Genomic DNA, 7,335 nt, shown 5'->3' with positions numbered 1-7,335 from the left:
CCCGCCGCCCGCCGTGCCGCGTCCGCTGCCCGCTGCCCGCCGTGCCGCGTCCGCTGCCCGCACGACGCGGGGCGACCTGCGCCGCGCCACGCGCGCCGTCCGATCCGTGGGCGGGCCTGCGCCCCGGCCGGCGGCCGGTCGGCGCGAGCGTGCACACAGTGCTCCTGCTCCGATCCTCGGCCGGGCCGGGCCGTCCCGTCCGGTCTGCGGGGCGGGCGGCGGCCTGCTGATCGACCCCGTCTCTGTCCGTGCCCCCGCCGGCTCTCGCGTCCGAGCTCCGATTCCCTCCCGGGGGAGGGCACTGCGGCCCTGCCGAGGGAGTTTGTCGTGAGCATTGACCAAGCCATGGGGCACTGGGACATTGGCCGGTGTCATCGTCTGGCTCGGCTCGGCCGGGTGTCTGGGGAGGGCCATTGATCGACGGGGCGCGCGAGCATCGGGTGGTCACCGACGACGGCGTGGAGCTGGCCGTGGTGGAGGCGGGGGATCCGCTGCGGCCCACCGTCTGGTTCCTGCACGGCTACCCGGACTGCCGGGACGTCTGGGCGCCCGTCATGAACCGCCTCAAGGAGCGCTACCACGTCGTCGCCTACGACACCCGCGGCACCGGACGCTCCACCGCGCCCTCCGCACCCACCGGGTCCTCCCGGCCCGCCCGCGCGGCGTACACGCTGGAGCGGCTGGAGGAGGACTTCCTCGCCGTGCTGGACGCCCTCGCGCCGTACGGTCCGGTGCATCTGGTCGGGCACGACTGGGGATCGGTGCAGGGCTGGGAGTTCGCGACCTCGGCGCGCCTGCAGGGCGGGCTCGCGTCGTTCACGAGCATCGGCGGCCCCTGCCTCGACCACGCCGCGCTCTGGGCGCGCTCGCGCCTCCGCCGCCGGACCCCGGCGGATCTGCGCGCCCTGCTCGGGCAGGCGCTGCGCTCCTGGTACATCACGGCCTTTCAGCTGCCTGTTCTGCCGGAGGCGCTCTGGCGCGGGCCGCTCGCGCACGGCGGCTGGGCCGCCGTCTGGCGGGCGCTGGAGCGGACCCGGGTGCCCGGGCATCCCGCGCCCACGCTGGCCCGCGACGCCGTCAACGGCCTGTGGCTCTACCGGGCCAACACCCGTCGCCGCGCCCGCGGGCCGCGTCAGGACCTGGTGGCGCACGTGCCGGTCCAGCTCGTCGTCCCGGAGCGTGACCCGTTCCTGTCCGCGCGGCTCTACGACGACCTCGAGCGGTGGACACCGGTGCTGCGCCGGCACAGCGTCGACGCGGGGCACTGGCTGCCCCTCACCCGCCCGCAGATGCTCGCGGACCTGATCGCGGAGTTCGTGGACGCCGTACGCGTAGGTAGCATCCCGTCGGTGGGTCGCGATCACCGCGCGGACCCTCCCCCAGCCTTCGGCCGGGGGCACCCCCATCCGGCGCTCTGACGGCGCCTGACGGCGCGTCGCATGCAACCGGGCACGCGGCAGGAGTGGAGGAGGAAGCGATGAGCGACGTCATGGGCAGAGTGCCGGGCCCGCGCCGGGAGTACCTCATCGACCACCTGGCCCAGGCCGCCGGCACGACCGTCCGCAACGTCCGCGCCTACCAGGACCGGGGCCTGCTGCCGCGCGCCGACCGGCGCGGCCGCGCCAACGTCTACGACGACACCCACCTGGACCGGCTGCGCCTGATCGCCGGCCTGCTCGACCGCGGCCACACCCTCGCGGGCATCAAGGAGCTGCTCGACGCCTGGGAGGACGGCCGCAGCCTCGGCGGCGTGCTCGGGCTGGTGGCGGAGGTGACCGCGCCCTGGTCGGACGAACGGCCCGAGTACGTGGAGCGCGACGACCTGACCGCGCGCTTCGGCGGAATGCGGGACCCGGAGGCGATCGCGGCGGCTGTCCGCCTCGGCGTGCTGGAGCCCGAACCCGGACCGGAGCAGGCGCAGTTCCCGGACGCACTTGCCGACCGCTACCGCGTGCCCAGTCCCACCCTGCTCGACGCCGCCGCCCGCCTCTACGAGCTCGGCGTGCCCCTCGTGGCGAGCATCGCGCACCTGCAGGAGGTGCGCGCCGACATGGAGCACCTGGCCCGCCGCTTCGTGCACTTCGCCGCTGTCGAGGTCTTCCCGCGCTATGTCGGCTCCGCGCCGCTCGACGACGTCGACGCGGCCCGCGCCGCGGAGGCGGTCCGGCGGATGCGCCCGCTCGCGCAGGCCGTCGTCGACGCGGAGCTGGCGCGCGCGATGCGCCACGAGGCGACGCTGCTGCTGGAGGCGTCCGTCGCCCCGCTGCCGGACCCCGTGCGCGAGGCGGTCGTCGAGGAGCTGTGACGGCGGGGGCCGGACGGGCAGGTCCGCCCGTGGGCCGGCTCAGGGTCCGGACATGCGGGCCGGCTCAGGGTTCGGCTCAGGGTTTGACGGAGACGTAGTAGCGCCGGGCGCCCTCCGCCAGCGGCAGCGGCGAGGTGTAGATCGCGGACCGGACGTCCACCAGCTGCGCCGAGTGCACGCGCTCCCCGATCGCGTCGCGGCTGTTCATCACGACCGATGTCATCCGCTCCACCAGGGACGTCGGCACGTTCGCGCGGGTCACCAGCAGGTTGGCCACGGCCAGCGTGGAGACCGAGGTGTCCGGATAGCTGTCCGGGTAGGCCCAGGCCGGCACGGTCGAGGTGCGGTAGATCTGCGTGTTGCGCGCGCCCACGTCCGTTCGCTGGGCGACCTGGTCCATCGCCGTCGCCAGCCCGCCGAGCGGCACCAGCCGCACCTGCGCGTGCTTGGTGAGGTCGATGACGCCCTCGGTCGGCAGGCCGCCGGACCAGAAGAACGCGTCGATCCTGTGCGCCTCCAGCGCGGCCGGCGCGTCCGCGATGCCGTCGGGGAACTCCTGAAGGTCCCGTCCGGCCTTCAGGCCCGCGATCGCCAGCACCCGGTCGGCGATCAGCTCGACGCCGCTGCCGTGCTGCCCCGTGCCGACCCGCAGCCCCTTCAGATCGGCCACTGTGTGCACGGGGGAGTCGGACGGGACGACCAGCTGCACGTAGTCGTCGTAGAGCTCGGCGACGGCCCGCAGGCCGTCCTTGCCGGGGCCGTCGAAGTGGGCGACGGCGTCCGCCGTGGCGATGCCGAAGTCGTCCCGCCCGTCCGCGACCCGGGCCAGGTTGTCCGGCCCGCCCACGCTCGGGTCCAGGTGCAGCCGCACCCCCGGCAGCTCCTTGTCGACGGCGGCCTGCAGCAGCGACCCGTACAGCGCGTACACGCCGGACGGCGCCCCGCTGGCCATCCGGAACGTCCCCGTCGGATATCCCGGGTCGGCGCTCGCCCCCAGCCACCCGCCCAGCGCGGTCGCGGCCACCAACAGGAACGCGGCGGCGATCCGTACCCGGCGCAGGCCGAGCAGGCGGCGCAGGCGCGGGGGCAGGGTCGGTGGCATGCCGGGATCCTGCCAGGCGTGCGCCGCCCGGGAAAGGGGTCGTCCGCGTCCCGGGCGCCTCGGAGGGCCGGAACCGCGGACGGAAGGCGGCGGAAGGGGGTGCCGGTCTGCCCGTACCCTTGGGGGCGTGGGTACCGCAGACATCTCAGCAGACATCTCCGCTGACACTTCCAAGACGTACGACATCCGCACCTACGGATGCCAGATGAACGTCCACGACTCCGAGCGCCTCTCCGGTCTGCTGGAGGACGCCGGTTACGTCCGCGCCGCCGAGGGCGGCGAGGCGGACGTGGTCGTGTTCAACACCTGTGCCGTGCGGGAGAACGCGGACAACCGCCTCTACGGCAACCTGGGCCGGCTCGCCTCGGTCAAGGCGCAGCACCCCGGCATGCAGATCGCGGTCGGCGGCTGCCTGGCGCAGAAGGACCGCGAGACCATCGTCAAGAAGGCCCCCTGGGTCGACGTCGTCTTCGGCACCCACAACATCGGCCATCTCCCCGCCCTGCTGGAGCGCGCGCGGGTCCAGGAGGAGGCCCAGGTCGAGATCCTGGAGTCGCTGGAGGTCTTCCCCTCCACGCTGCCCACCCGTCGCGAGTCCGCCTACGCCGCGTGGGTCTCCATCTCCGTCGGCTGCAACAACACCTGCACCTTCTGCATCGTCCCCGCGCTGCGCGGCAAGGAGAAGGACCGCCGCAGCGGGGACATCCTCGGCGAGGTCGCGGCGCTGGTGAACGAGGGCGTCATCGAGGTCACCCTGCTCGGCCAGAACGTCAACGCGTACGGCTCCGACATCGGCGACCGCCAGGCGTTCGGCAAGCTGCTGCGCGCCTGCGGCGAGATCGAGGGCCTGGAGCGCGTCCGCTTCACCTCCCCGCACCCCAAGGACTTCACCGACGACGTCATCGCCGCGATGGCCGAGACGCCGAACGTGATGCACCAGCTGCACATGCCGCTCCAGTCCGGCTCCGACGAGGTGCTGCGCGCGATGCGCCGCTCCTACCGGCAGGAGCGCTACCTCGGCATCATCGAGCGGGTGCGGGCCGCCATGCCGGACGCGGCGATCACCACGGACATCATCGTGGGCTTCCCCGGCGAGACCGAGGAGGACTTCGAGCAGACGCTGGAGGTCGTGCGGCGGGCGCGCTTCGCGCAGGCGTTCACCTTCCAGTACTCCAAGCGCCCCGGCACGCCGGCGGCGGACATGGAGAACCAGATCCCGAAGGAGGTCGTCCAGGCCCGCTACGAGCGCCTGGTCGAGCTGCAGGAGCAGATCTCCTGGGAGGAGAACAAGAAGCAGGTCGGCCGGACCCTCGAGGTGCTGGTCGCCGAGGGCGAGGGTCGCAAGGACGAGGCGACGGCCCGGCTGTCCGGCCGCGCCCCCGACAACCGCCTGGTGCACTTCACCCGCCCCGAGGAACCGGTCCGTCCCGGCGACGTGGTGACGGTCGAGATCACCTACGCCGCTCCCCACCACCTGCTCGCCGAGGGCCCGACCCTCGCCGTCCGCCGGACCCGCGCGGGCGACGCGTGGGAGCGCCGTCAGGCGGAGGCGTCCGCGCCGAAGGCGGCGGGCGTCATGCTGGGCCTCCCCAAGATCGGTGTCCCCGCCCCGCTCCCGGCGGCGGAGAGCGGCTGCGCCTGCTGACGGTTGTGCCTGCTGACCGATGAGCCTGCTGACGGCTGCGGCGGCCGAGGGTTGCGCCGGCTGACGGCTGCGCCGGCCGGTGCCGGAGGTCGGCGGCTGGTGTCCGGCGCGGCTTGCGCGTCCGGCGCGTCCGGCGCGGCGCAACTACTTGAGGTAGCGAAGTGTCCTGCCGGTAGGGTCTTGAGCCATGTTCGTTGCCGCCGCAGTCTGCCCCTGCCCGCCGTTGCTGCTGCCTGAGGTCGCCGGCGGAGCCGCGCCAGAGCTGGACCCGTTGCGGGAGGCGTGCGACGAGGCGCTGCGCGGGGTCCTGGCGGCGAGGCCGGACGTGGTGTGGGTCGTGGGCCCGGGCCCGGAGCACCGGCTCTTCGACCGGGGCGGAGTCGGCGGCTTCCAGGGCTTCGGGGTCGATGTGACGGTGGGACTGGGGGAGTGCGCCGAAGACGAGACGCTTCCGCCCGGCCTCGCCGTGGGCGCGTGGCTGCTGGAGCGTGCGGGCTGGGAGGGGCCGGCCAAGGGGCTGGCCGTCCCGGACTACCTCGAGTGGCCCCTGTGCCGGGAGAACGGCGTCGAGCTGCGCGTGTCGGCCGAGCGGGTGGCCCTGCTGGTGATGGGTGAGGGCAGCGCCCGTCGCACCGTGAAGGCGCCCGGCTACCTGGACGAGCGCGCCGAGCCCTTCGACGCGTCCGTCGCCGCCGGTCTCGCGAGCGGCCGGCTGCCGCAGGTCGACGCGGAGCTCGCCTTCGAGCTGATGGCCTCCGGCCGGGCCCCCTGGCAGGTGCTGGCCGGCGCCGCGGACAGCGACGAGCAGCCGGTCGCTTCCGCCCGGCTGCTCTACGACGACGCCCCGTACGGGGTCGGCTACTTCGTCGCCTCCTGGTCGCCCGGGGTCTGACCGGAGGTCGGTCCAGGGGTCTGATCCGAAGCCGCGTCAGCGGGCTTCTCGGTCGCCTCACCCTGGATGGTGTCCTTCGGGCCGCCCATCTTGTGGACGGCGTCCTTCGCCTTGTCCCGTCCCGTCTCGATCCGGGACGTGTACTTGCCCTTGGTCGCCTTGTCGGCCATGTCGCCGACCTTGTCCAGACCTGCGTCGATCTGTGTCTGGTGGCTTCCCGCGTACTCGGAGGCCTTCTCGGAGGCCTTCTTGGTGGCCTGGCTCATCGCGCTCTTGAGGGAGTCCGTGACGCCCATGACCGCTCCGTTCTCGCCGGGGCCCAAGGGCCCAGAATAGGGCATTTCGCTCATCAATACCCATATGGTATTTCCGCCCGGAGGATTTGCCAGACTAGAGAGGTGACCAGTCCCGCCATCGCTTCCCCCGCCCAGGCCGCAGGCCAGGCGCGCGTCGTCGCCGTCGTCGGCGCGACCGCCGTCGGAAAGTCCGACCTCGGCGTCGCCCTCGCCCAGCACCTGGGCGGCGAGGTGGTGAACACCGATTCCATGCAGCTCTACCGGGGCATGGACATCGGCACGGCCAAGCTGACCATGGACGAGCGCGACGGCGTCCCGCACCACCTGCTGGACATCTGGGACGTCACCGAGGCCGCCAGCGTCGCCGAGTACCAGCGACTCGCCCGCGAGCGGATCGACGACCTGCTCGCCCAGGGCCGCACGCCGATCCTCGTCGGCGGCTCCGGCCTCTATGTGCGGGCCGCGATCGACGAGCTGGAGTTCCCCGGCACCGACCCGCAGGTCCGCGCCCGCCTCGAGGCCGAGCTGGAGACGCACGGCTCCGGCGCCCTGCACGCCCGCCTCGCCGCCGTCGACCCGGAGGCCGCGCGGGCGATCCTGCCCAGCAACGGCCGTCGCATCGTCCGGGCGCTGGAGGTCGTGGAGATCACCGGCCTGCCCTTCACCGCCAACCTGCCGGGCCACGAGTCCGTCTACGACGCCCTGCAGATCGGCGTCCGCATGCCGCGCCCGCTGCTCGACGAGCGGATCGCTCTGCGCGTCGACCGGATGTGGGAGGGCGGTCTCCTCGACGAGGTCCGCATGTTGGAGCGGCAGGGCCTGCGCGAGGGGCGCACCGCGTCGCGCGCGCTCGGCTACCAGCAGGCGCTCGCCCAACTGGACGGCGAGTACGACGACACCGAGGCACGGGCCGAGACCGTCCGCGCCACCCGCCGGTTCGCGCGACGGCAGGAGTCCTGGTTCCGCCGCGACCCCCGCGTCCACTGGCTCGACCGCGACCCGGACCTCCCCGGCGAGGAGCTGCTGGAGCGCGCGCTCGCCCTGCTCTGACGCTCGCCCTGCTCTGACGGCGTGCCCGGGTCCGCTGGTCGGAGG

At 73.7% G+C, this 7,335-nt stretch carries 7 protein-coding genes; 5 read left to right on the top strand and 2 right to left on the bottom strand.

The genetic code is table 11. The features are described 5' to 3' along the window. Window positions 1-413 precede the first annotated feature (413 nt). Both TR50_RS04790 and TR50_RS04785 read left to right on the top strand, forming a co-directional pair. Window positions 414-1,418 carry an alpha/beta fold hydrolase gene (locus TR50_RS04790; RefSeq protein ID WP_063774993.1) on the top strand — a complete coding sequence of 335 codons (1,005 nt, stop codon included), beginning with the start codon at window positions 414-416 and terminating at the stop codon, window positions 1,416-1,418. Between the two features lie 59 nt (window positions 1,419-1,477). Then, window positions 1,478-2,305: a MerR family transcriptional regulator gene (locus TR50_RS04785; RefSeq protein WP_052440722.1), complete on the top strand. Its 828-nt coding sequence runs from the start codon at window positions 1,478-1,480 to the stop codon at window positions 2,303-2,305. Between the two features lie 76 nt (window positions 2,306-2,381). Here TR50_RS04785 and TR50_RS04780 read toward each other — a convergent pair whose 3' ends face one another. Then, a complete protein-coding gene (locus tag TR50_RS04780; RefSeq protein ID WP_052440720.1) occupies window positions 2,382-3,407 on the bottom strand; it encodes a TAXI family TRAP transporter solute-binding subunit in 1,026 nt (341 codons plus the stop codon). Between the two features lie 127 nt (window positions 3,408-3,534). Between TR50_RS04780 and miaB the strand changes: the two genes are divergently transcribed. Together miaB and TR50_RS04770 are read left to right on the top strand one after the other, a co-directional pair. Then, window positions 3,535-5,052: a tRNA (N6-isopentenyl adenosine(37)-C2)-methylthiotransferase MiaB gene (gene miaB / locus TR50_RS04775; protein ID WP_439654197.1), complete on the top strand. Its 1,518-nt coding sequence runs from the start codon at window positions 3,535-3,537 to the stop codon at window positions 5,050-5,052. Between the two features lie 187 nt (window positions 5,053-5,239). After that, window positions 5,240-5,944: a class III extradiol dioxygenase subunit B-like domain-containing protein gene (locus TR50_RS04770; RefSeq protein WP_042414331.1), complete on the top strand. Its 705-nt coding sequence runs from the start codon at window positions 5,240-5,242 to the stop codon at window positions 5,942-5,944. On the opposite strand, the gene TR50_RS42295 is transcribed toward TR50_RS04770, so the two are convergent. Beyond that, window positions 5,911-6,240: an antitoxin gene (locus TR50_RS42295; RefSeq protein ID WP_052440718.1), complete on the bottom strand. Its 330-nt coding sequence runs from the start codon at window positions 6,238-6,240 to the stop codon at window positions 5,911-5,913. The two genes, TR50_RS04770 and TR50_RS42295, sit on opposite strands and share 34 nt — an antisense overlap. 117 nt (window positions 6,241-6,357) lie before the next feature. On the opposite strand from TR50_RS42295, the gene miaA reads away from it, so the two are divergent. Continuing rightward, window positions 6,358-7,290, top strand: coding sequence for a tRNA (adenosine(37)-N6)-dimethylallyltransferase MiaA (gene miaA / locus TR50_RS04760; RefSeq protein WP_042414720.1), 933 nt, complete (start codon window positions 6,358-6,360; stop codon window positions 7,288-7,290). Window positions 7,291-7,335 lie beyond the last annotated feature (45 nt).

It is taken from the genome of Streptacidiphilus anmyonensis (genome assembly GCF_000787855.1).
In the GTDB taxonomy this organism is placed as follows: domain Bacteria; phylum Actinomycetota; class Actinomycetes; order Streptomycetales; family Streptomycetaceae; genus Streptacidiphilus; species Streptacidiphilus anmyonensis.
The sequence above is the reverse complement of the archived record's forward strand: the minus strand, read 5'-3'. Positions and strand labels throughout refer to the sequence as shown.

Coding starts and splice junctions, on each gene's coding strand:
- TR50_RS04770 (WP_042414331.1), top strand. CDS start 5,240: ATGTTCGTTGCCGCCGCAGTCTGCCCCTGCCCGCCGTTGCTGCTGCCT.
- TR50_RS04780 (WP_052440720.1), bottom strand. CDS start 3,407: ATGCCACCGACCCTGCCCCCGCGCCTGCGCCGCCTGCTCGGCCTGCGC.
- TR50_RS04785 (WP_052440722.1), top strand. CDS start 1,478: ATGAGCGACGTCATGGGCAGAGTGCCGGGCCCGCGCCGGGAGTACCTC.
- TR50_RS42295 (WP_052440718.1), bottom strand. CDS start 6,240: ATGGGCGTCACGGACTCCCTCAAGAGCGCGATGAGCCAGGCCACCAAG.